The sequence below is a fragment of the Arthrobacter sp. 2MCAF15 genome, assembly GCF_052115605.1.
Lineage (GTDB): Bacteria > Actinomycetota > Actinomycetes > Actinomycetales > Micrococcaceae > Arthrobacter.
In genome coordinates, this window is the sequence record NZ_JBFRGZ010000002.1 from 1 (window position 1) to 22,508 (window position 22,508).

Below are 22,508 nucleotides of genomic sequence, written 5' to 3' on the forward strand. Positions count from 1 at the left end.
TCCGCCGTGCGCCCTATACACACGACGGAAGGAGCCTAAACTGGGTGGCCCCCAAGCACGCCACTACCGGCACCCAAGACCGCTACTGCGCGCTCAGCCCACCGGCCCCCAAACACACGACAGATGGACCCCAAAAACGCCAATATTCAGCCGGGTCGCGGAAGAACCGCACTGACCGGTAGCGGTGTTCATCAATGCCGAGCATTCGCGGGGCCAAGGCATCCACATCGGGCAGCGTCAGCGCCGCGAAGTCCAGAGCCCGCTGCACCAGCCACCATGAGACGCCGAACGAGGAGGCAGCCTCCGCGGCTGCCCTTCCGGAACCGATCACGGCGGCCACGAGGGCGTCGCGGAGCCGCCGGGTGGACCGGGCGCGGCGCGGGACCTGGGCGGTCTCTTCGACGAAGGTCCTGCGCGGGCACAAGTACTCATCGCAGAAGAATCTCCGCTTGGCCCAGATCACCTCGACCGGTCCGGCGACGGGGATGTCGCGCAGGCGTTGGTGCCGGCGGGAATGCACGCGGGTGCTGATGACGCCGCAAGATGGGCAGCCAGCCTCGGCGGTGGCTTCGACCCTGATCCGGCGCTGCCCGAACGCGAGGACCTCAGTGTCGGTGACGCGGTAGTCGGGCAGATTGAATATGGCGGTGGCCGCATCGGGGCGCGGGGAAGTAGGCTCGATCAAGGCTCGTAGCTCCTGACTCTTGATGAATGCGTAGAGAACATCCATCACAGCAGGGCTACGAGCCCTTCAGCTTTCAAGACACGGAATCCAATTCACCACGAACCGTGGAGAGCCCGTTTACGGGCCCTTCGCAGATGAGCGTGGTTAGGGCGGGCTGAGACTGGCGCCGCGGGTAGGGCCGTTTCCGGTGCGGCATGGTGCGGCGGGAAAGAGGTCAGGGCCTCTTTGAATTGGTAGCGACCAAGCAGCCAATATCCAAAGAGACCCTGACGTGAATAACTCTATGTCTTGTTCTGATGGCCCCTGTGCACCCGCGCGGATGCGCTGCTCGGTGTCGAAGGCGTCCACGTGCGCTCCGTCATGGCACGGAGAGGCGGGCAGACGCGCTCGGCGTCGACGAACATGTCTGGGCCCACACCGGCCCGCCCGGCACCGGGATGGTTACGGGGATCGTGGACCAGACCCGCGACGCGGACGGCACCGTTCACGCCCGGCTGCTGGACCTCGTGCCGGGACGTTCCGGAAAGCCTACGCGGACTGGCTCAGGGACTGCGGCGCCGGGTTCACCGCCGGGATCAGGACGGCCGCGCTGGACCCGTTCCGCGGCTACACGAACGCGATCCGTGACGAGCTGCCCGAAGCCATCACCGTGTTGGATGCCTTCCACGTCGTGAAGCTGGGGTCGGCCATGGTCGATGAGGTCCGCCGCCGGGTCCAGCGGGACACCCTGGGACACCGCGGCCGCAAAAAGCGATCCGCTTTACGGGATCCGCCGGAGCCTGCAGATCGGCGCTGAACACCTCAGCGAGAAACAGGCTTCCCGGCTGGACGCGAAGCTCACCGCCGGGGACCCGGACCACGAAGTCACCCTCGCCTGGCAGGGCTACCAGAAGCTCCGGAACATCCACCACGCCCGCCCGGAACACGGCAGGGCCCTCGTCACCGACGTGGTCGCGTCATTTCCGACCTGCCCGATCCCGGAAGTCGCACGCCTCGGGCGGACACTCAGACAATAGAAGTCGGCGATCCTGGCGTACTTCGACACCCTCGGCCCCTCCAACGGGCCCACCGAGGCGATCAGCGGCGTCATCGAGACCACCCGCAAAATAGCGCGAGGCTTCCGGAACTTCGCCAACTATCGGCTCAGATGCCTACTCGCCGCCGGCGGCCACCGCCCCTACCGGGCGAAACAAACCAACCATGCCTAAATACGAAGGGCCCATAATGCGCGTGGAGTAGTTCCGGCTATTGACGAACCCGCGTCCGGTCCGTTTCAGGTGCTTGATGGCGGTGTTGTTCGCTTCGACTTTCGCTGTGGTGGCGCCGGAGACGCTGCTGCAACCGTTACCGGCAGTGACTTTCGAGATCAGCACCTGGACATATGGGCGCAAAGTAGGCCGGAACGGACACATGGTCTGGGCAAAAAAACTTCTACTCCGTCCCGTTCACCCACATCGGCGCGCATGTTGATCTTCGCGTCACGGACACCATGCTCGAGATCTATCGGAGTGGTGAGCGCCTGACCAGCCACCTGCTGCTGCTCCTGAGGACGAACCAGTATCGGACGAACAAAGCCGGCGTTCACGCCGACGCAATCATGGACCGGACCATCCACAACACGATCTGGGTTGAGACAGGCAATTGCAACTTGCGCGAGCGCACAGCACTCGCAACCGCCTAGCAATCGTTACGGAGGGCGTCAGCGGCGCCAGGCCACGCGACCGCTGGCGCTCTCTCGCACGAACCCCGGCGCTGAACCGCACGAACCGGTGGCGCTCAAAGCTTCAAATACTCACCCGGAATCATCCAGGCCCCTTCCAAGGTCACCGTAAACGACGACCACGCCACCTCAATAAGGGCTACCTAATAGAGACAAGCCCACCAAAGACATGACGAGAACCGTAGAAGTGGAATCGTTCAGCAAATTTCTCCGGAACGGAAGTTCGCTGAAAAGATATCATTGGGGGCAATTTCTAGTGGATTTCTCGGTCGCTTCGAGGAAATTTGTGCGCTGGTTGCGGTTCGGTCCCCATGATTGCCTCTTCGAAATCACCGAAATGAACAACTTGGGCCTCAGCAGGGGTTGGGTTCCCCAGACTTGCTACGTCCGATTTGTGGTTCGCTGTTAGACGGCTCGTCTCGTCGTTGCTGTAGTAGCTATAGGCGTATGAGTCGGGGCCCTTGACCGGGAGGCGATTCAGAACGATGCCCAGGACGTTTGCGCCCACCATTGCAAGGGTGCTCAGCGACTTCTCAAGATCGTTTTGCCGGAGCTTCTGAGATCCAACTATTACGACTACTCCTCCAACGTGCTGCGACAGAACAGCAGCATCTGTGACGGGCAGGAGCGGAGGCGCATCGATTACGACTGTATCGAAAGCGTGCTCCAGCCTTGTGATGAGCTGCTTCATCTCATCGGATCCAAGTAGTTCGCTCGGGTTAGGCGGAATCTGTCCCGACGCCAAAACGAAAAGATTGTCTTCACCCCAAGGTTGAAGAAGATCATTAATATCAGCAGACCCAACGAGTGCTGTGGTCAGCCCGGCGCTGCGGTCCAGACCGAGATACTCATTGATCATTGGCCGACGAAGGTCGGCGTCGACCAAACAGACGCTCTGACCAGCCTCCGCAAGCGAAATTGCCAGGTTAGTTGCTGTCGTACTCTTTCCCTCGCCGGGTAGTGACGAAGTAACGAGTACCGTGTTGGCGCGCCCTGACACATTGGCGAACTGGAGGTTCGTCCTTAGTTGCCTGAAGGACTCCGACCGGGGGCTCTGACGGGCCGCCTGAGTGATCAATGGTTTGCGCGTAGCGTCCTGATCGAAGGATATTCCGCCAAGGAGTGGCAGATCCGTAACACGCCGCAGAGTCGCTTCGCCTCTAATCCGATTGTCTAGAGATGTCCTCAAGATCGAGGCGCCGACCCCGGCGGCAAGGCCCAAAACGAGCCCAACCAAAAGGTTGATACGAGTGTTCGGTGCTGATGGCGTGGAAGGGGCCTTGGCTGGCTTCGTGATAGACAAGCTGACCGGCGAGGTGCCCCCTGTTTTGGGTTTTTCCAGGGTATCGACGACTTTGACTAGGCTATCGGCTACGGCCTGCGCGGTCGCTGCAGCTTGCGCGGGAGAAGTGTCCTCCACTGAGATGTTAATAAGAACGGTGTTGAGGTCGGTGTTTGCCTTAACTCTCCCACTGAGTTCTTCGGCCGTAGTGGGAAGGCCTAAGTTGTCGATGACGGGTTGCAGCACTATGGGGGACGCAACGGTTTTTACGTACGACTGCACCCTTGCTTGACTGAAAGTGTTGCCCTGCTGAAGTTCCTGCACTGAACCGGAGCTCTGAATCGCAACAAATAGCTGGGTTTCGGCTCTATAGGTCGGCTTTGTCAAGACCGATCCAACGCCCCCAAGTAACAGGCCAGCCAGGGCAGTGGCCACGATCAGGAGCCAATTGCGGCGCAAAACCCGCAGGCTCTCGTGTAGGTCCAAACTGAGTCCCCCTGTGTCGATGATTCAACCTGCCTACCGGCACGCCTCCAGAACAGCAATAATGTTGCGCTCTCGCCAATAGTACCCGGTGTATGTTGTCCGAAGCGGGAGCCGCCGCGTTGTACCGGTAACGTAAACAGGGAGCGGTCTGGATTGCGGCCGGCCTTTCCAGTGCTACGGAAAGCGAATGTCGAATCTTGCTATGACGTGGTCCGGGCGACCCTACCGCGTATCCACATCCTCGAACACCAAAAACGTCTGGGTGTCCAGGACGCCCGGCATGGACTGCAGCTGGTCGAAGATCACCCGGCGCAGGTCAATGTTGTCCACGGCGCGCACCAGGAGGATGACATCGAAGTCCCCGCCCACCAGCGCGATGTGGTGGACCTCGGGAATGGCGCGCAGGAGTTCGCGCAGCTCGCGCCAGGAATGCTGGCGCACCTTCAGCGTGACGTAGGCCGAGGACTTCAAACCCGCCTTGATGGGATCCACCAGGGCGGTGAACTTGGTCAGCACGCCTTCACCGGTGAGCCGGGCAATCCTGGTGTAGGCGTGGGCGCGGGAAATATGGACGTTCTCGGCCACCTGCGTCACCGACATCCGGCCGTCCCGGGTCAGCTCCGCAATGATGTTCCGGTCCACATCGTCCAGCGGCACCGCCACCTGGTCCGGCTCACGCTCCGCCATTCGTCTACAACCCCCGCCGGTAATCCAGCTCACACTTACGATTTGTCTTCCAGATTAGGGCAAATTTGTGGACTTCTCCACGATTCGCAGTGGAGGTGGATACGAAACATCGGCTGGCGGCATACTGGGAAAGACTAGTGGCTACAGAAGGACGGACCAATGACGATCTCCGCAGACCAAACTGCGCAGCAGCCCGTGCAGCAAGATGCTGCCAGTGAGGCCGTACGTAAGTTCGGCATAACTGTTGAGGACTACATGCTCCCCGCCCGCCACCAGATCCAGATGGTCGGCCCGGACGGCACCCTGAATCCCCACACGGAGCAGGGCACCCAACCCGGGCACGAATACAGCCTGCCCAGCGAGGCCGAACTGCTGGCCGCCTACGAGCAGCTGGTCGTCGGCCGCCGCGTTAACGACCAGAACTCCGCGCTGGTCCGGCAGGGCCGCATGGCCGTCTACCCCTCCAGCCACGGCCAGGAGGCCTGCCAGGTTGCCGCGGCCCTGTGCCTCGCCGAGGGCGACTGGCTGTTCCCCACCTACCGCGACTCCGTGGCCGTGATGGCCCGCGGTGTGGACCCTGTCCAGACCATGACGCTGTTCCGCGGTGACTGGCACGGCGGCTACGACCCCGCCAAGAACAAGGTCGGCATCCAGTGCACGCCGCTGACCACCCAGCTGCTGCACGGCGTCGGCGTGGCCCACGCCGCCAAGCTGCGCGGCGAGGACACCGTGGTCCTGGCCATGTGCGGCGACGGCGCCACGAGCGAAGGCGACTTCCATGAGGCACTGAACTTCGCGGCCGTCTTCCACCTGCCCGTGGTCTTCTTCGTCCAGAACAACCAGTACGCGATCTCCGTGCCGCTCGCGCACCAGTCCGTCGCGCCGTCGCTGGCCCACAAGGCCGTGGGCTACGGCATGGCCGGCGAACGCGTGGACGGCAACGACGTCGTGGCCCTGCTCGCCGTCCTCGGCCGGGCCGTCAAGCTTGCCCGCGAAGGCTCCGGCCCGCTCCTGGTGGAGGCGCACACCTACCGGATGCAGGCGCACACCAATGCCGACGACGCCACCCGGTACCGGCAGGACAGCGAAGTCGCCGAATGGGTGGCCAAGGACCCGCTGAGCCGGATGAAGACCTACCTGACGGACCGCGGCCTGCTCGACGACGGCCGCGCCGCCGGAATCGCCGAAAAGGCGGAGGCGGTTGCCACGCAGCTGCGCGAAGGCCTCGGCGAGGAAGTTCCGGTGGAGCCGCAGGACCTCTTCCGCTACGTCTTCTCCACCCCCACCCCGCAGCTGAAGGAACAGTCCGCCATGCTCGCCGACGAACTGGCCCGCGACGCCGCCGCGTCCACCACCGAGGAGACCGCACGATGAGCCCCACCGTCACCACCTCGTCCGAGGCGAACGGCAACGTCAGCGCCGCCACCGCGATTGCGGCCGCCAAGGCCGCAGCCGCATCCGAAAAGTCCGGCCCGCAGACCATCACGCTGGCCAAGGCGCTGAACACAGCGATGGCGGACGCCATGCAGGCTGACCCCTCGGTCCTGGTCTTCGGCGAGGACGTCGGCATGCTCGGCGGCGTCTTCCGGATCACGGACGGGCTCACCAAGACTTTCGGCACGAGCCGCTGCTTCGATACGCCTCTGGCCGAATCCGGGATCGTGGGCATGGCCGTGGGCATGGCCATGAACGGCATGCGCCCGGTCATCGAGATGCAGTTCGACGCGTTCGCCTACCCGGCCTTCGAGCAGATCGTCAGCCACGTCGCCAAGATGCACAACCGCACCAAGGGTGCCGTGAAGCTGCCCATGGTCATCCGGGTCCCGTACGCCGGCGGCATCGGGGGAGTGGAGCACCACTGCGACTCCTCCGAGGCCTACTACGCGCACACCGCCGGCCTGAAGGTCTTCACCCCCGCCACCGTGGCGGACGGCTACCGGATGCTCCGCGAAGCCATCGACTCCGATGATCCGGTCATGTTCATGGAGCCCAAGAAGCTGTACTGGTCCAAGGACCAGGTGGACCTGGACGCGCTGCGGGCCGAGCATGCCGCGAACGCGGAGCGCGGCACGTCCTCCGAGGGCCGGGCCGCTGTGGCCCGCCCCGGCACCGACGCCACACTGATCGCCTACGGGCCGTCCGTCCCCACGGCGCTTGCCGCCGCCGCGGCCGCCGCCGAGGAGGGCCGCTCGCTCGAAGTGATCGACGTCCGCTCGATCGTGCCCTTCGACGACGAGACCGTCTGTGCCTCGGTCCGCAAGACCGGCCGCGCCGTGGTCATCGCCGAGGCCCACGGCTTCGCGTCCGTGGCCTCTGAAATCGTCGCCCGGGTCCAGGAACGCTGCTTCCACCACCTGGCCGCGCCGATCCGCCGCGTCACCGGCTTCGACGTGCCCTACCCGGCGCCGAAGCTTGAGCACTACTACCTGCCCGGCGTGGACCGCATCCTCGACGCCGTTGACGATCTCCAGTGGGAAGACTGACCATGAGCGAACCGAAAGTATTCCTCCTCCCAGATCTTGGCGAAGGCCTCACCGAAGCCGAACTCGTCAACTGGCTCGTGGCCGTGGGCGACGAGATCCGCGTGGACCAGCCGATCGCCGAAGTGGAAACCGCCAAGTCCATGGTGGAGGTGCCCTCCCCGTACGCCGGCACCGTGGCCGTGCTGCACGGCGAACCCGGCCAGACGCTCGACGTCGGCAAGCCGCTGATCTCGGTGATGCCTGTTGGCGCTGCCGCCGCGGATGATGCCGCCCCCGCCCCTTCGCCGGACGGCATTGCTGCAAGCAGCATGCCATCCGGCTCCGACAGGCCCGATGCCACTCCCGGGGCGGCATCATCCGCGACGGCTGGTCTCGTTGCTGACTCGCCTGCTGCTGTTGCGGCTGAGGCGTACCGCGAGGAGGAGAAGGCTGGGTCCGGCAATGTCTTGATCGGTTACGGGACTCCGGGCGGGCATGGGGTTGCCCGGCGGACTCGGGCTCCGAAGCGGGCTGTTTCCGAATCGGGTTCCGGGGTGTCTGCTGCCGAGAAGGCTGCCGATGACCTGGTGCTGATGCGGACCAGGGTTCCCGGGAAATTGGGGGCCGTTATTTCTCCGCTGGTCCGCCGGATGGCGCGCGATCATGGGGTCGATTTGGGGGGACTCCAGGGGTCGGGGGCCAGCGGGCTCATCATGCGGCGGGATGTGGAGGCCGTGATCAAGCCGTCTCCGGTGGCGGAACGCCCGGTTGTGGAGCCTGCGGCTCCTGCTGCACCGTCCCACACGGATGCGCGTACCGGGCTGGGCATCTCCGGACGTACTGCCGTCCGCGGCGTGCGCAAGGCTGTGGCGGCGAACATGTCGCGCAGCCGGTCCGAGATCCCGGAAGCCACGGTGTGGGTGGATGTGGACGCCACGGCGCTCGTGGAGATGCGCGCCGCCCTGAAGAAGGCCGACCCGCACAACACCCCGGGCCTGCTGGCGTTCATCGCCCGCTTCGTCACTGCCGGATTGAAGAAGTTCCCGGAACTGAACACCCGGATCGTGACTACCGAGGATGCCGCGGGCGGCACGATGCAGGAGATTGTGGCCTTTGACGGCGTCAACCTCGGTTTCGCGGCGCAGACTGACCGCGGACTGATGGTGCCCTCGGTGCGGAACGCGGACAAGCTCAGCGCCCGTGAACTGGACGCGGAGATCCGCCGCCTCACCGCCGTCGTGCGCGAGGGCAAGGCGACTCCGGCGGAACTGGGCAGCGGCACGTTCACGCTGAACAACTACGGCGTGTTTGGTGTGGACGGGTCCGCCGCGATCATCAACCACCCCGAGGTGGGGATCCTCGGCGTCGGGCGGATCATCGACAAGCCCTGGGTGGTCAACGGCGAGCTCGCGGTCCGCAAGGTCACCGAACTGACGCTCACGTTCGACCACCGGGTCTGCGACGGCGGCGCGGCCGGCGGTTTCCTGCGCTACGTGGCCGACGCGATCGAGAACCCGGGATCGGTGCTCGCCGACATGTGAGCCTGACCCGGTCTGTCGGGACTAGCTTGCATATCAAGCCATGCAACCTTGCCTGGCGTCTTACAAGGTAGTTACGACGATCGGTATGCTCATGCTCGCCAAGAAACCTTACGAGCGAATCACTTAGCCGGTCGAAAGATCCCCTTGGCATTGGGACCACGGGGGACGCACCTAAGTCGTTGCCGCCGTTCTTCAGGTTCATCGTGGTTCCAGCAACAGAGGACCTTGTGTACCTTTTGCGAGAAGCTGGCGAAGGGGGTTACTGCTCAGCGGAGTACCGGGAACGGGACAGCATCATGCAGGCCCACGGCTAGGGCGTCAGCTTAGGCAGCGGCCGCGTGATCTTGCGGAGGGCCTGCTGGTCGGCCATGCCTTGATGTACACCTTTATGGAATTCTTCACGGGGCCGGTTAGCGGTCGGAAACCGGCCGCCTGTAAAGTTCGGGACGAGGATCAAAAATGGGGACTGGTCCGCGGCTCTTCGCCGGATCAGGTACCCCGCCAATTCCTGTGTGTCTACCACACAGTCGAGGGGGAATAAGTGGGCGGCAATTCAACGCGAACAGACGCGGCCAAAAAGCAATTCAGACCTGAAATTCAGGCCCTTCGAGCTATTGCTGTCTGCCTGGTTGTCGCCTACCACCTTTGGCCGACTCGGATTGAAGGTGGGTACGTTGGAGTCGATGTATTTCTGGTCATCTCCGGCTATTTGATCACATCGCATTTGCTGAAGGGCTTCGATCAGTCTCCCCGCCTTCGCTTGAAGGACTTCTACGTGGCACGGATTCGGCGACTGCTGCCAGCATCACTCTTGGTTCTCGCAATCGTTGGCATAGCCACTACGGTCTTGCTCCCACAGACCATGTGGGGTACGGTCGGCCGCCAAGTCCTGGCCAGTGCCTTCTACGTCCAGAATTGGGTGCTAGCTTCTGAGTCAGTTGACTATCTCGCCGCGGGCGCGGACGCTAGCCCTGTCCAGCATTATTGGTCACTCTCGGTAGAGGAACAGTTCTACCTCGTGTGGCCACTCTTCTTGATAGCGCTGCTTTGGATTGTCAAACGAAGCGGCGGCAGTCGACGGTTGACAGTCTCGTTGGGTGTTGCCGCTGCGACTGTCGTCTCGTTCGCAGTTTCTTTGATCGCTACTGCGTCAAGCCCCCAGGACGCCTATTTTGTTACTCCGACGCGGATTTGGGAATTCGGGGTGGGCGCACTCTTGGCGATCTGCATGACGAAGCAGGTCGTATCGAAGCCGTTGAGTTCTGTTCTCTCTTGGGCCGGCGTTGTGGGTATTCTCGCGTCAGCGGTCATCTTCACAGGTGCTACCCCGTTCCCGGGTTACGCCGCACTACTGCCAGTCCTGTCGACGGCCGCGGTAATTGCTGCTGGCTGTGTTGATGCTGCGTGGGCGCCGACAAGGCTTTTCGCCTCACGCCCAGTCCAATTCCTCGGTGATATATCATACTCACTTTACCTATGGCACTGGCCTCTAATCGTTATCGTCCCCGTCGCTGTTTCTGGCATCGGATCGACGCTAACTAGTGCGGCCAAGGTGGGGATCATTGTCGCAAGTGTCATCTTGGCCTGGGCCACGAAGGTGCAAATCGAAGATAGATACCGCCGCCGCCCGGAACGATCACGGGGTCGGGTCAACGGCAGACCGAAGGCCAGACTCGTTCTAGCGTCCGCACTGGCTGGGATGATGCTTGTCGGACTTGTGGGAGGGTCTGCGGCTGCGGTCAGCCAGAGTAAAGCCGCGGAGGCAACCGCCGAGCTCGCCGAATTCGAAGCGGCGCCTACGGAATGTTTTGGCGCCAAAGCACTCGACCCTGCCGAGGTAACGGCATGCGGATCTGCGCAAAGCCAGGGGGTCTTCCCTGATCCGCTGATTGCATCCGTCAGCGCGGCAGACCAGGGATGCCAGCAGCGCGTCACGAGAGCAGCTGTCATCAGTTGCACATACGGCGGCCCTGGAAAGCTAAAAGTTGCTATGGTGGGCGACTCACACGCCAACCAGTGGTTTCCGGCCGTTGCAAAAATCGCAGAAGACAAAGGTTGGACGCTGACTACCTACTTCAAGTCAGGGTGCGCCTTCAACGTCGCGCCGTCCGGTCATAAGAGTTGTGCGGAATGGAATTCCTCCGTCAGATCGAGCCTTGTCGACGGTAGATTCGATGTGATCATCACTTCTAACGTGGCCACGGCTGAGTACGAAGGTGGGCACTCCGCTGGCGTAGAAGGCTTCCGAAGGACGTGGCAAGGCCTCAATGACGGCGGCGCCAAGATCATTGCCATTGCTGACACGCCCCGGCCTAGCTCCGCCGGCATCGCCGATCCTCCTTCATGCGTCGAGGCCAAAGGCATAGATGGCTGCTCATTCGACGAGAAGGAAGCCCTATCAAGCGATCCTCAGCAAGAGGCAGCCGCCGAGGAAAGAGGCGTGGTCGATTACCTCGATATGAATGACCTGTTTTGTACTGAATCCAAGTGTCCCGCGGTCGCAGGAAGCGTTCTCGTGTATCGGGACGGCAATCATATGACTGCGACGTACGCACGGTCTCTGACCACCTATCTTCAGGAACGCATGTCTTTCGCTGGTATCCGCAGCTAGCGGATCCAACTGTTAGGAGCCGCCCGGACGGTTCCGCCGCGATCATCAACCACCCGGAGGTGGGATGCTCGGCATCGGGCGGATCATCCACAAGCCCTGGGTGGTCAACGGCGAGCTCGCGGTCCGCACGGTCAGCAAACTGACACTCACCTTTGACCACCGCGTGGGCGACGGCGGCACGGCCGGCGGTTCCTGCTCTACGTCACCTATGCGATTGAGAACCTGGGCTCGGCGCTCGTGGACATGTGAAGTGGGCCGAGACGCCAGGGCCGGCTGGGTCATCAAGCCATGCAACCTTGGCCCGCGTCTGCCAATGTATCTACGCCGAATGGGCTGCTTAACCTCGCCAAAATACGAACCCGACGTCATGTCATGTCGTCCCCGGGCTTCTCTGTGGCACTCCCGAGCGAGCACCGGACCTGAATGCACTGCCAACGACTGGGTCACTTGACCGGTCTTATGGGCCGCATATCATGGGGTCAGGTCTCGACCCTGGGGGAAAAATTTGAAGCAGCACATATCCGGCCTGACTGGAATTCGTGGTCTCGCCGTACTCGCGGTCGTCGCCTACCACGTAGCACCGGACCTCGTCCCGTTCGGATCTGTTGGAGTGACGGTGTTCTTCGTGCTCTCTGGGTTCCTTATCACCGGGCTGATGCTAAAAGAACGGGAGGAGCATGGCGCGTTGGATTTCTTCGCGTTCTACGTGCGTCGGCTTATCCGTCTCGCGCCGGCTCTGATTACCGCGATCATCGGGGGTGGGCTTCTGCTCTGGGCGTTCCGTGATCCTCAGCTCACGAGCACCTATCCGGGCGAGGCTCTTGTGGCTTTCCTCTACTTGGGCGACATTACGCAGCCGTTCGGCATGGACATGCCGGTCATTGGGCACACATGGTCATTGGCGGTGGAAGAACAGTTCTACATGGTGTGGCCGCTCCTGCTGATGTTCCTGGTTTCCTTTACGCGGGGCGATCGGCGGAGGCTTGTCTACGTCATCGCCTCGCTGGCGGGGTTAGCTCTTGCTTGGCGAGTGTACCTGGCGGTTGCCGCTGATACTTGGGAGCGCGCATATTTCGCTCCAGACGCGAATGCCTATGCCCTTTTGTTGGGCTGTGTGCTCGGAGCCCTTCCCGGTTTGAAGCGTGCACCAAAGTTCATGCTCTGGGGCTCACTGGTGCTCTTGGCCGCGCTTTGCGTTCTTCCCTTGGACAGCCATAGCGACGATGGCCGGCGGCTGCAGGTGGTCATCGGAACGGTGTCCGCCATTGTTGCCGTGGGCCTGGTCTGGGCTGCTCCGCGTGCTGGCCGCCTGCTGGAGAACAAACCGCTGGTCTGGGTTGGGAACATCTCTTACGGGTGGTACTTGTGGCACCAGATCATCTGGCACATCCACCCGAACGGGAACGAGCCCAGCGGGATGATCCCTCACGCTATCGCCGCCGGAGTGTCACTGGTGCCAACGGTGCTGTCGTACTACATGATTGAGCGGCCCATCTCCAAGAAGCTCAAGCCACGGTTCGAGCGCGACCGCCCGGCAAGCAAGACGAGCGACATGGAACCGTCAGCACGTCACCTGGCTTCGTAGCCCGGGGCGCCGACTTGCGGCCATGGGGAATACAATTATGCCGCCGATCTTCCGACTCGTCGCTTGGTGGCGGCACCGTCAGTCGCTGTGCACCGCTTGCCACAAGAACCCGAAAGCTGTTGCGGCAGACGGCGCCAACCGATACTGCTCAGATGAGTGCCTGGAGTGGGAAGTTCACATGCAGGCCCACGGCTAGGCCCGCATCCCATACCGGAGCGGCAGGGTTTTGAGTTGCTCCAGCGTCGTGACCGCCTGCGCCAAGTGCCCCGCGTCGTTACGGTGGATTTCGTCACCGACGGAACCCATGTTGTCCCAGTTAAACCCGACGCCTGCGTGGACCGTTCGCGTCTGACCCGGCCCGGCGAACTCCGGTTCGGCCACGACGTCATCAATGATCTTGTTTAGGACATCCAGCCGGTACTGGCCGATGGCGGACGTGATGCCCGCCGTCCGGTAGTTGATGGTGTGGGAGTCTTTGACCACGAAGATGGACGGCGGGGTGACCGGCGGAAGCAGGTAGCCGTTGAAGAACATCTGCGAGCCGACGCCACCTCCGAGTGTCGTGATGACGATATTCCCTGTGAGCGGCAGTCTCGTGACGCGGTAGGCGGTGACCTGGTATCCGTCCGGGTTGACGCCGGGGGAGGAGCAACCGCCTGCGCGGCCCGTGTCGAAGGGTGCCGTAGACGGGGGCGCCGACTTTCACGTCGAAGGTTCGGGGCGCGGTGGCGGTGTAGCCGGTGTAGGCGAGGTGACGACTTCGCCGGTTCCGGGGTTGGGAATGGTTACTGTGGCGCCGACAACGCTGGTCTGCTTGGCGAAGCCGCCGCGTGAGCCGGTCAGCGCACTGCTGCCCCATGTTCCGCCGTAGGTGATGGATGCGTCCGTGGGGTAGATGTAAGCGGAGGACCGTAGAATCCGCAACGCGGTTCGGAGCGCGGCGGTGAAGCCCAGCACGTCGTTGGGGAAGTCGGCGTCCGTGGTGTGCAGAACGTCGTTGAGGACGGACTGAAGCGCAACTAGGGCCTTCGTGTTGGGTTCCCGCTGGACGCCCCCGCCGCTGATCTTGTGCATGGTCTGGGCCATGCAGTAGCCGCCCGTGCCCCGGTTCGTCAGGGCCGTGCCGCTGAGGGCAGCGGACTGGTTTACCCGGCGCTTAGCCGTTGTGGGTTCGCCGTTTCCCGCGACATGTGAGTGCCCGTAGGCGATGAACGCCGCACAGGTCAGGGCAGTCGCTGCGCGGGGCGTGAAGGTCGCGTCTGCCGCGGCCCGGGAGTAGTCGGGGGTGCCGAGGATACCCATTGTTAGCTCACCACAATCTGGGGGACGAGGGTTGCGGCGCCGTTGGCGTTCCGCGTGATGGTCGGCTGCGTGAAAGTCTTCGTGACCGGCGAACCGTACGTAATGTTGTACTCCGTCACAGCACCCAGGGGCCGCGGCTGGTGATGGTCAACGTACCCCGGGAACCGTCAGGCCAGAGAACGGCTGCCGATATGACCTGATCCGAACCGTCCACCGTGACCGCCCCGGCGATCAGCGTGTCAGGGTTCTTCGCCAACTGCACCAGCCCGGGCGGCAAAGGTGGCATTAAGTGCCCTCGGCAACGGTATCCGCAGAAGGCGCCGAATTGTTGCGGCGTGTTTGGTGTGGACGGGTCTGCCGCGATCATCAACCACCCCGAGCTCGGGATCCTTGGCGTCGGGCGGATCATCGACAAGCCCTGGGTGGTCAACGGCGAGCTCGCGGTCGGCAAAGTCACTGAACTGACGCTCACGTTCGACCACCGGGTCTGCGACGGCGGCGCGGCCGGCGGTTTCCTGCGCTACGTGGCCGACGCGATCGAGAACCCGGGGACTGTGCTCGCGGACATGTGAGGCAGCGACTGGGCGAGGTTCGAGGCATGGGCGGTCAATCGTCAGGAACATCTGGCTCACCTGTTGGCCCGCTTGGATGGGCAGAGCTGTCGCCCAGATGAACTGGCGGGCTCATAGCTCGGCCGCTTCTCGCGAACCTCAAAGATTCGTTGCTCTGGGAATCAACGATCCGGCGCGCCTCGAGACGATGTCCTGGGTCGCCGGCGCTGGACGGCCCGCCGCTGACGGCAAGTTGGGGCAGGTACGTCCCCGGCTACCCGGGTAATTTGGCAAGAAAACGCAGGTGCGGGCTACGCGTGTCGAGCCGATTCCGCGTCCCTACACTCGGCATTAATCCGGCGCTGGGCCGGGCTATCCCTAACCGCATCTGGGAGCATAGGCCATCGGGTCTGGACAGAACAGTCTGGGTACTCGAGCGGACTCCAGGATATGGTCTCCGGTTAGCCGCCGAGACACGGGGTCGGGCTGATTCAGATGGACCCGAAGGAAAATGCGCTTCCGAGACGCCGCCGGTTAGCACGAAACAGTTTCATTCTGCTCGTCACCACAGTAGGCCTCCTGATCGTCTGCGCCATGGCAGCATTCCTGGCGCTTCAACCGGCCGCTCGAGTGACAGAAGCAGCGGCCACTCAGAGCCCTTCGGCCACAAGCGTGGAGCCCACGAAAGACCCTCCGGACCCGGGTTCCTCGGCTGCCGCCGTCACAACGACGACGGCCGAGGCCGTTCCCGAGAAGGTCAAGCCTCCAGCTGCCGACAACACGGGCTCCGTGCCCGCCGCCGCGGCTGCGGTCGTGGAGCCCGCGCCGGCAGCGGTGCCGGAAGGTGCTGGAGCGGGTGCAACTGCCACCAACGCGTACGTGGTGGTGGCGGGCGACACGGTCAGTGCTATTGCCAACCGCTTCGGCGTCGACGCCTACCAAATGCTCGCCGCCAACGGGCTGGGCGTGTACACCCTGATCTTCCCTGGCCAGACGCTGAAACTCTCAGGCCCTCCTGTCAGCGTTCCCGCAGCGCCTCCCGCGCGCAGGGCTCCTGCCGAGGCCGCTGCTGCAGCGCCGGGAGTTCGGACCATTCACATCGCCGGCGCCGGAGGCCAGTCCATGGTGGACCGCTGCATCGGCCCGATCCACTTCACCCCCACAGACGCATTCTCGCTGTTCATCACCGAACACGACTGGTGCGGGGGGTGGGCGCGGTTCTCCGGGATCGGGGTCGGGGAAACGGTAAACATCCCCGGCTTCGGAACCTATAAGGCAACGGGCCGCGGGCGGGTTCCCCAGGGCGGTAATACCAACGACGTTTCGGCCGTGTTTGGCGGCTTCCCCCGGGCGATCCTGCAGACATGCATCCCCGGCACGAACCAGATGCTGCTGATCGCACTGAACTAGGTTCGCTTCGGATACCGGACACCTCGCACTAGTGGTCCTCCGAACGAAGCAAGTGGTCAGGTGATGCGAAGACAAGTACTCGCCACGCTGTTTCAGAACTGTCCCAATCTCGCAGGCTTAGTCGCGTGGGTGAAATCCCGATCTTGACGGCTATGGGACTTAGTTGGGGAGACCAGATGAGCACGAGCTACAACATTCATGGGCGTGAGGCTAGGCGTGACTCGAGGCGGCGTGCCTGGCGATTCGCACAGTTTGCCGGGYTCGCTGTCCTGGCGGTCACCACGCTAACGGTTGTTTATCTCGCACTCGCGCGTCAGTACTAGCTCCCCGCTCGTTTCTCCGCCGAGGCCGCCAGCCAGCGCGCCAGCCACGACGCCGGCAGCAGCAGGAGCCACAAAAACGGCGTGTAAGAGTTGAGGGCGAACGCGGCCGGAATCGAGAGCAGGAAGACCAGGGCTACGGCGATGCGCGCGTAGAAGATGCGCCGGTGCACGTGGGCGGCCATCTCGCGGTCCATGAGGCCGGCATGCTTCGCATAGCCCCAGATGCCCGCCATCATGAGATAGACCGCGGCGATGTTGGCGGCGTACAGAACGCTCGGCCACGGGGTGGGGTCGTCCCCGTAGTCGCTGAGAATCGACGTTGGACCGGGCAGCATGGCGATGAAGAACAAGAGCGCCAGGTTCAGCCACGCCAGGGTCGCATTAAAGCGCCGGATGAGGGCAAAGTCGGAGTGGTGGGACATCCAGGTCTTGGCGACGATGACAAAGGACAGCGCGTACGCCAGCAACTGAGGCCAGGCCGCAATCAAGGCGCTGTCGAGCTGGTCCGCGGGAATGCCCTCGGGCAGTGTCAGGTCCAGGGCCAGGAGGGTCAGGGCTATCGCGAAGACGGCGTCGCTGAAGAACACCATCCGTTCCAGGGACGTGCCGGAATTCATCGGGAGCCACCCCCAATCGTTCGGCGGAGCAAATGGCTCATCAAGGGAAGTAGCCCACAGGCTACACCGTGGCACCGGCTACGGCGATGGCCTGCGGACTCGCCCGCCCGCCACCGCGGGACGGCATGCCCTCCGGCAATTGCCAGCCGGCGCGGGTAGAATCGAGGCCTGAACAGCGCACCAAAACGCCGGAATAGCGTCTGAATTACGGAGATTTAATGTCACGTTGGCTCGAGGTCGGTCCGGACAACTACGTACTGACCACTCAAGGTTCCCTGCTCAACACGGGTCTGGTGGTGGGCACCGAACGCGCCATGGTGATCGACACCGGCGGCGGGCCCCGGCAGGGGCGGGAGATCCTGGCCGCCGTGCGGGAAAAGACCGGCCTGCCGCTCGTCGTCGTCAACACGCACGCCCACTACGACCACTTCTACGGCAATGCGGTCTTCGCCAGCGATGGCGTCACGGAATTCTGGGCGCACGGAAACTGCGCCGCGGAGATCGAGGAAAACGGCGACGAGCAGCGCCGGCTCGTCGCCTCGGCGGAACCGGAGATGGCGGCCGGGCAGGGCGCCGACGCTGAGCTGGTGGTACCGAACGCGATCGTGAAGGACCAGCCCGTCCTGGTGGACCTGGGCGGACAGGCCGCAACGCTGTTCTATCTGGGCCGTGGGCACACCGACGGCGACCTCCTGGTGGGCACGGCCAGCACCCTCTACGCCGGCGACCTAGTGGAACAGGGTTCCCACCCATCCTTCGAGGACTCATTCCCGGAAGACTGGGCAGACGCCCTCCGGCACCTGTCCGCGCTGCGGCACCGCTACGAATTCCTGATTCCCGGCCACGGCGAACCGTGCAGCGACGAGTTCGTCAAGACCATGGCCAACACCATGACCACCGCGGTCCGGCAGGCAATCCAGGCCACCCGGGAAACCCCGGACGACGCTACGAAGGCCATCCCGATCCTGCCGTACGGGCCCGAACAGTCGCGCTGGTTCATCAAGCGCCTACAGGACACGGGCGCCGGCCGCTAGAGAGAGGCGGGCTAATGGCGAGTCGAATGGACAACGCCGGTAGCCTGTGAGTAATCTCATCCCGGGTCCCTTTCCGTGGGCCCGCTCTCACAGCGTCCAGCTTTGCCCAGGGATGGGGATCCCGGGCACGCGTCAATGATGTCGCTGCTTTCAGGAGGTCTCACCTGTGACGTTGCCCGGCTATGTCTTTGCGCTGTGCATTTTGCTGGGGAGCCTTCTTTTACTCTCCGCCGTGTTCTACGTGCTGCTTCGCCTCAGGCGCCGCAGGCACGGGCTCACCTCCGTTACTCGCCGCCAGGAGCTTTGACAGTGCCGTACATCGACATCAACCCCCACCGGTCCCGCCCCAAGTGGCGTTCCTACGTGGGCCTTGCGCTCTTGACGGCTGCCACCGCCTGCGTGGTTTTTGTGGCGCTTGCAGCTTTGTAGCTGCCAGCGGCCTTTGGAGCTGGCCCGGTGACGCCGGTTCGCTTGGCGAAATAATCGCTTGACGTGGCCTATCTGAAACATTGCGCATGTAGCATCACCGGCATGGGGACAAACAAGGTTGGGTACTACGCCAAGGATTCCAAACGCGAGGCCCGGAGGAAGCGACTCCACGCGCTGGCCTATGTGGGGCTCGCGGTTCTGGCCATCGCGACAGCCGCAGTGGTGGTGTTGGCGCTCCAGCGGTAAATCCGCAGAAACCCGGCCACGCCCTGCCCGCTGGTCCGTCGTTGAGCATATCTGGGCCTAGACTTGCTGTTTGGACCATTTCAAACAAGCAACGCAGCGGCCTGCGCTGTGATCCCTGGGGGGAATAAACATGTCCAAACCGGTGGACACCAAAACTGCCAATGACGCCGCGGACGCAGAGCAGCCGGACCTCCGGCGCCGGCGTGACCGCCGCGGCGACGACTCCGATGCCTGGACAGGAACCATGCCCATTATTTCGAGCAGCCAGGCAGAACAGCGCCCGACGGCCCCCAGCAGTTCCTGGGCCGAGGCCGCCGCTGCAGCCGACGCTCCCGCGCCGTCCCAGCCCGCCAAACCGTCCCAGGACCCTGTCCGCAAGCCGCCGGCCCCCGAGGCCGCCCCTGCCGTGCCCGCGCAGCCGGCCCGCTCCACGCGTTCCGCCAGCCGTACGGCGGCCCTGGCCGACGGCCCGCTGCCTGACTTCATCAGTTCCCCGGGCCTCTTTGTCCGCGAGCAGAAGCCCCGGCCCGTGGGCGGGTTCCGCGGCGGCCTTTACAAGCTGACCGGGCTGAACCTGGGCCCGAGCGCCCGGCAGCGTGAGGAAGACGAGCTGGCCCGGCGCATCTCCCGCCAGCTCCAGGGCAGCTTCAACACGGCCGTCCTGAGCCTGAAGGGCGGCATCGGCAAGACCTCCACCACGGTGGGTGTCGGCCTGACCCTGGCCGAGTTCCGGGGCGATCCTCCGTGCGCGATCGACGCCAACCCCGATTCCGGCGACCTCGTGGAACGCGCCCTGGGCGAGGGCATCTACCAGCAGCAGAGCCCGCGCACCATCACGGACCTGCTCAAGAACATTGAGTCCGTTGATTCCCTGACGGCCCTGGCCCGCTACATGCACCATGCCGGCAGGCTCCACCTCATTGCGGGTGAACAGGACCCCGAGGTGTCGGATTCACTGACGGCCGAGGCCTACCTGCGGATCCGCAAGCTGATCGCCGGCTACTACTCGGTGGCGCTGATCGACTGCGGCACGGGCGTGACGCACAATGCCATGAGCGGCATCCTGCAGTCGGCGGACAACCTGATCATCGCGGCGGGCTACGCCGTCAGCGGCGCCAAGCGGGCCCGCAGTACCCTGCACTGGCTGGCCAGCCACGGCTACGAGGACCTGGCGCGCAACGCCGTTGTGGTCATCACGGACAAGGACGAGGTGTCCAGCCGCGTGGACAAGGACGCGATCGAGGAACACCTCTCCGGCATCTGCCGCCAGTTGATCGCGGTCCCGCACGACCGCGGAGTGGCCGACGGCGACCTCGTCACCCTGGACGTGCTCCGCCCCGACACGCGGCGCGCCTACCGGGAGATTGCCGCGGCAATCGTCGACGGGTACAGCTGATCCCACCCGGCCGGGCCGCCGCGGTACATTTAGGCATGGCCAACAACTACGTCGGGGACGACGCCGCCCGGCACCTCCAGGACCTGCTTCTCGGGACGGACAACGTAGAGGACTTTCTGGGCCGCCTCGCCGAATTCTCGGCAGCTGCCTTGAGCCGCGCGGCCGACGCCGACATTGACTGCGGCGTCACGCTGCGGCGTCGGAAGCGGTCCATGACGGTGGCGGGCAGCAGCCCGCGGGCGGTCACCCTGGACCGCATCGAACAAAGCCTCGGCGACGGCCCCTGCATCGAGGCGTTGCGGACCAATGATGTGGTCCTGCTGGCGGATGTAGACACAGACCCCCGCTGGCCCGAGTACCAGCGTCAACTCAAAGCCCAAAGCTGCTACAGCATGCTGGGGGTTCCGCTGGAAATCGGCGAGGACGCCGCCGCGGCCCTGAACTTCTTCGGGGCGGACACGGGACTCTTCACTGAGGACATCATTGCGGAGGCGGCCGGGTTCGCCGATCTCGCCGGCCGTGCCCTCCGGCTGGCCGTACGGCTCGGAACCTTCCAGTCCCGGGCCGAGGACCTGCAGGCCGCCCTGGAAAACCGCACGTCCATTGATCTCGCCTGTGGCGTGATCATGGCCCAAAACCGCTGCTCCCAGGACGAGGCCATGGCCATCCTGACCCGGGTGTCCAGCAACCGGAACCAAAAGCTCCGTGACGTCGCCGCGAACGTGCTCAGGAACGTCACCAGCAAAGAAGTCCGCACCCACTTCGACGCGTAGGCTCGGCCTCCCGCGGCGACGTCAAACGAGTGGACAAATAGTAGCCGGATAGCCCCTTGTTCCGGATAGGCTGTGTCTCGATTACCTCGCCGGGTGCCGGCGGGGTCCGTGTATTGGGGGAAAATTGAAGAGAAGAGTCATCCGTCTCGGCGTTGCCGGGACGCTCGCCGCATTGTCCGTCTCCGCCGTCGGAATTCCGGCGCACGCCGCCGACGTCCAGCCCGCCAAGCCGGGTACCGCGGTCGAGGCCACCGCCCTGCCCGCCGTGAAAACACCGGCATTTGTTGAAGCTGCCGGAATACCTGAGGTCGGCGGCGAAGTTTTCATCAGCCATGGCGGCGGGTCTGTCGACGCCAAGGTGAGCTACCAGTGGCTCCGCAACGGCGTTCCGATTCCGGGAGACACCGGGCCCGTCCATAAGGTTGGTGCTGCGGATGTTGGCAAGAGGCTCAGCTACCGGGCCACCTTTTCTCAGGCCGGACACAAGCCCGTCACCCTGACCTCGAACAGCACTGCCGTTGTCCCAGCTGCTTTCCCCGCACCGATCGTCACGGGCACGGCAACCCCGGGAAGTGTCCTGCGCGGAACCCAAAAAGAACCCTGGGCGATGACCGTCCCGGTGAGCGTGAAGTACCAGTGGCTGCGCAACGGCAGCCCGATCCCAGGCGCGACCACCCTGAACTACAAGCTCACCAAGGCCGACCTCAACGCCTTGATCGTGCTGCGGGCCCAGGGCGTCAACGGCGGCAAAGTGGTCGGCAGCTCCTACGCATTGCCGGTCAAACCGTCCACCCTGAAGCCGCTGACCATTTCACCGCAGCCACTGAACGGTGATCCCAGAAACCCCAAGTGGGGTCCGTACACGATCGGCAATGCGGAGGCCGGCGATACCCTGCTTCTCTCCACCGCGGTGTGGAAGCAGGCCGGTGCCACGAACAGCGTCCAGTGGCTGCGCAGCGGAGCGGCGATCCCCGGGGCGACCGGCACCACCTACACGATCACATCCGCCGACGTCGGCAGCAAGGTGACGGCGATGATCACCGGCTCCTTGAAGGGCTATGCGGACACCATCGTTGCGGCCGACTCATTCAACCCGACGGTCAAGGCCGCACCGCCCGCAGGCTCCATGCCCTCCATTACCGGCAAGGCGACGGTCGGGTCCGTGCTGACCGCGACGTGGAAGAAGAATCCCACGGCGGCATTGACCTGGTACCGCAACTACAGGCCCATCCCAGGCGCCACCGGGAAAACCTACAAACTCACGGCAGCCGACAAGGGCGCCCTGGTTTCCGTTGCCACGACGGTGACGGTCCCGGGTAAGACCTTCCCGGAGTACAGGTACAGCCCCAACGTCGTCGTCCGCTGACG

18 protein-coding genes and 7 pseudogenes are annotated in these 22,508 nt (G+C 63.9%); 17 read left to right on the forward strand and 8 right to left on the reverse strand.

Annotated elements, in window-relative coordinates; genetic code table 11:
* Nucleotides 1-124 precede the first annotated feature (124 nt).
* Nucleotides 125-685: pseudogene (locus AB4089_RS02105) on the reverse strand (transposase family protein); the annotation flags it as partial.
* 319 nt (nt 686-1,004) lie between these two features.
* On the opposite strand from AB4089_RS02105, the gene AB4089_RS02110 reads away from it, so the two are divergent.
* Together AB4089_RS02110 and AB4089_RS02115 are read left to right on the forward strand one after the other, a co-directional pair.
* On the forward strand, nt 1,005-1,481 hold the full coding sequence (locus AB4089_RS02110; protein WP_441407931.1) for a transposase: 477 nt from the start codon (nt 1,005-1,007) through the stop codon (nt 1,479-1,481).
* Nucleotides 1,381-1,893: pseudogene (locus tag AB4089_RS02115) on the forward strand (ISL3 family transposase). The gene AB4089_RS02110 and the pseudogene AB4089_RS02115 overlap by 101 nt, the downstream one beginning before the upstream one ends.
* Here AB4089_RS02115 and AB4089_RS02120 read toward each other — a convergent pair.
* Nucleotides 1,837-2,016, reverse strand: a pseudogene (locus tag AB4089_RS02120) (transposase); the annotation flags it as partial. The pseudogenes AB4089_RS02115 and AB4089_RS02120 sit on opposite strands and share 57 nt — an antisense overlap.
* Before the next feature lie 242 nt (nt 2,017-2,258).
* On the opposite strand from AB4089_RS02120, the pseudogene AB4089_RS02125 reads away from it, so the two are divergent.
* Nucleotides 2,259-2,366: pseudogene (locus AB4089_RS02125) on the forward strand (ATP-binding protein); the annotation flags it as partial.
* Nucleotides 2,367-2,658: 292 nt separating this feature from the next.
* Here AB4089_RS02125 and AB4089_RS02130 read toward each other — a convergent pair.
* Together AB4089_RS02130 and AB4089_RS02135 are read right to left on the reverse strand one after the other, a co-directional pair.
* Complete coding sequence (locus AB4089_RS02130) at nt 2,659-4,122, reverse strand: polysaccharide biosynthesis tyrosine autokinase (RefSeq protein ID WP_441407687.1); 1,464 nt, start codon at nt 4,120-4,122, stop codon at nt 2,659-2,661.
* A 273-nt stretch (nt 4,123-4,395) separates the two neighbouring features.
* The gene (locus AB4089_RS02135) at nt 4,396-4,860 is read right to left on the reverse strand and encodes an Lrp/AsnC family transcriptional regulator (RefSeq protein ID WP_441407688.1); all 465 of its coding nucleotides are present in this window, start codon (nt 4,858-4,860) and stop codon (nt 4,396-4,398) included.
* Nucleotides 4,861-5,019: 159 nt separating this feature from the next.
* On the opposite strand from AB4089_RS02135, the gene pdhA reads away from it, so the two are divergent.
* The 7 genes and pseudogenes from pdhA to AB4089_RS02170 all read left to right on the forward strand — a co-directional run bounded on the left by pdhA (nt 5,020) and on the right by AB4089_RS02170 (nt 13,059).
* Entirely contained in the window at nt 5,020-6,234 is a 1,215-nt protein-coding gene (gene pdhA / locus AB4089_RS02140; RefSeq protein ID WP_441407689.1) for a pyruvate dehydrogenase (acetyl-transferring) E1 component subunit alpha, read from the forward strand.
* On the forward strand, nt 6,231-7,343 hold the full coding sequence (locus tag AB4089_RS02145) for an alpha-ketoacid dehydrogenase subunit beta (protein WP_441407690.1): 1,113 nt from the start codon (nt 6,231-6,233) through the stop codon (nt 7,341-7,343). Before pdhA ends, AB4089_RS02145 begins: the two co-directional genes overlap by 4 nt.
* Before the next feature lie 2 nt (nt 7,344-7,345).
* The gene (locus AB4089_RS02150) at nt 7,346-8,863 is read left to right on the forward strand and encodes a dihydrolipoamide acetyltransferase family protein (protein ID WP_441407691.1); all 1,518 of its coding nucleotides are present in this window, start codon (nt 7,346-7,348) and stop codon (nt 8,861-8,863) included.
* 541 nt (nt 8,864-9,404) lie between these two features.
* A pseudogene (locus tag AB4089_RS02155) lies at nt 9,405-10,442 on the forward strand (acyltransferase family protein); the annotation flags it as partial.
* Nucleotides 10,443-10,562: 120 nt separating this feature from the next.
* The gene (locus AB4089_RS02160) at nt 10,563-11,474 is read left to right on the forward strand and encodes an SGNH hydrolase domain-containing protein (RefSeq protein ID WP_441407932.1); all 912 of its coding nucleotides are present in this window, start codon (nt 10,563-10,565) and stop codon (nt 11,472-11,474) included.
* Between the two features lie 26 nt (nt 11,475-11,500).
* Nucleotides 11,501-11,723 (forward strand): annotated as a pseudogene (locus AB4089_RS02165) (2-oxo acid dehydrogenase subunit E2); the annotation flags it as partial.
* Between the two features lie 256 nt (nt 11,724-11,979).
* Nucleotides 11,980-13,059 (forward strand): acyltransferase family protein, encoded by a 1,080-nt coding sequence (locus tag AB4089_RS02170; RefSeq protein WP_441407692.1) that lies wholly within the window; start codon nt 11,980-11,982, stop codon nt 13,057-13,059.
* Nucleotides 13,060-13,251: 192 nt separating this feature from the next.
* On the opposite strand, the gene AB4089_RS02175 is transcribed toward AB4089_RS02170, so the two are convergent.
* The 3 genes from AB4089_RS02175 to AB4089_RS02185 all read right to left on the reverse strand — a co-directional run bounded on the left by AB4089_RS02175 (nt 13,252) and on the right by AB4089_RS02185 (nt 14,647).
* A complete protein-coding gene (locus AB4089_RS02175) occupies nt 13,252-13,593 on the reverse strand; it encodes a hypothetical protein (RefSeq protein ID WP_441407693.1) in 342 nt (113 codons plus the stop codon).
* Nucleotides 13,594-13,761: 168 nt separating this feature from the next.
* Nucleotides 13,762-14,361 (reverse strand): hypothetical protein, encoded by a 600-nt coding sequence (locus tag AB4089_RS02180; RefSeq protein ID WP_441407694.1) that lies wholly within the window; start codon nt 14,359-14,361, stop codon nt 13,762-13,764.
* A gap of 115 nt (nt 14,362-14,476) precedes the next feature.
* On the reverse strand, nt 14,477-14,647 hold the full coding sequence (locus AB4089_RS02185; protein WP_441407946.1) for a hypothetical protein: 171 nt from the start codon (nt 14,645-14,647) through the stop codon (nt 14,477-14,479).
* A gap of 37 nt (nt 14,648-14,684) precedes the next feature.
* On the opposite strand from AB4089_RS02185, the pseudogene AB4089_RS02190 reads away from it, so the two are divergent.
* Both AB4089_RS02190 and AB4089_RS02195 read left to right on the forward strand, forming a co-directional pair.
* Nucleotides 14,685-14,933, forward strand: a pseudogene (locus AB4089_RS02190) (2-oxo acid dehydrogenase subunit E2); the annotation flags it as partial.
* A gap of 573 nt (nt 14,934-15,506) precedes the next feature.
* The gene (locus AB4089_RS02195; protein ID WP_441407695.1) at nt 15,507-16,322 is read left to right on the forward strand and encodes a LysM peptidoglycan-binding domain-containing protein; all 816 of its coding nucleotides are present in this window, start codon (nt 15,507-15,509) and stop codon (nt 16,320-16,322) included.
* A gap of 319 nt (nt 16,323-16,641) precedes the next feature.
* On the opposite strand, the gene AB4089_RS02200 is transcribed toward AB4089_RS02195, so the two are convergent.
* Nucleotides 16,642-17,262 (reverse strand): TMEM175 family protein, encoded by a 621-nt coding sequence (locus tag AB4089_RS02200; protein ID WP_441407696.1) that lies wholly within the window; start codon nt 17,260-17,262, stop codon nt 16,642-16,644.
* A gap of 218 nt (nt 17,263-17,480) precedes the next feature.
* Between AB4089_RS02200 and AB4089_RS02205 the strand changes: the two genes are divergently transcribed.
* The 5 genes from AB4089_RS02205 to AB4089_RS02225 all read left to right on the forward strand — a co-directional run bounded on the left by AB4089_RS02205 (nt 17,481) and on the right by AB4089_RS02225 (nt 22,506).
* Nucleotides 17,481-18,296 (forward strand): MBL fold metallo-hydrolase, encoded by an 816-nt coding sequence (locus AB4089_RS02205; RefSeq protein WP_441407697.1) that lies wholly within the window; start codon nt 17,481-17,483, stop codon nt 18,294-18,296.
* Between the two features lie 531 nt (nt 18,297-18,827).
* Nucleotides 18,828-18,971: a hypothetical protein gene (locus AB4089_RS02210; RefSeq protein WP_441407698.1), complete on the forward strand. Its 144-nt coding sequence runs from the start codon at nt 18,828-18,830 to the stop codon at nt 18,969-18,971.
* A 130-nt stretch (nt 18,972-19,101) separates the two neighbouring features.
* A complete protein-coding gene (locus AB4089_RS02215; RefSeq protein ID WP_441407699.1) occupies nt 19,102-20,367 on the forward strand; it encodes a MinD/ParA family ATP-binding protein in 1,266 nt (421 codons plus the stop codon).
* A 35-nt stretch (nt 20,368-20,402) separates the two neighbouring features.
* On the forward strand, nt 20,403-21,140 hold the full coding sequence (locus AB4089_RS02220; RefSeq protein ID WP_441407700.1) for a GAF and ANTAR domain-containing protein: 738 nt from the start codon (nt 20,403-20,405) through the stop codon (nt 21,138-21,140).
* A 124-nt stretch (nt 21,141-21,264) separates the two neighbouring features.
* The gene (locus AB4089_RS02225) at nt 21,265-22,506 is read left to right on the forward strand and encodes a hypothetical protein (RefSeq protein WP_441407701.1); all 1,242 of its coding nucleotides are present in this window, start codon (nt 21,265-21,267) and stop codon (nt 22,504-22,506) included.
* Nucleotides 22,507-22,508 lie beyond the last annotated feature (2 nt).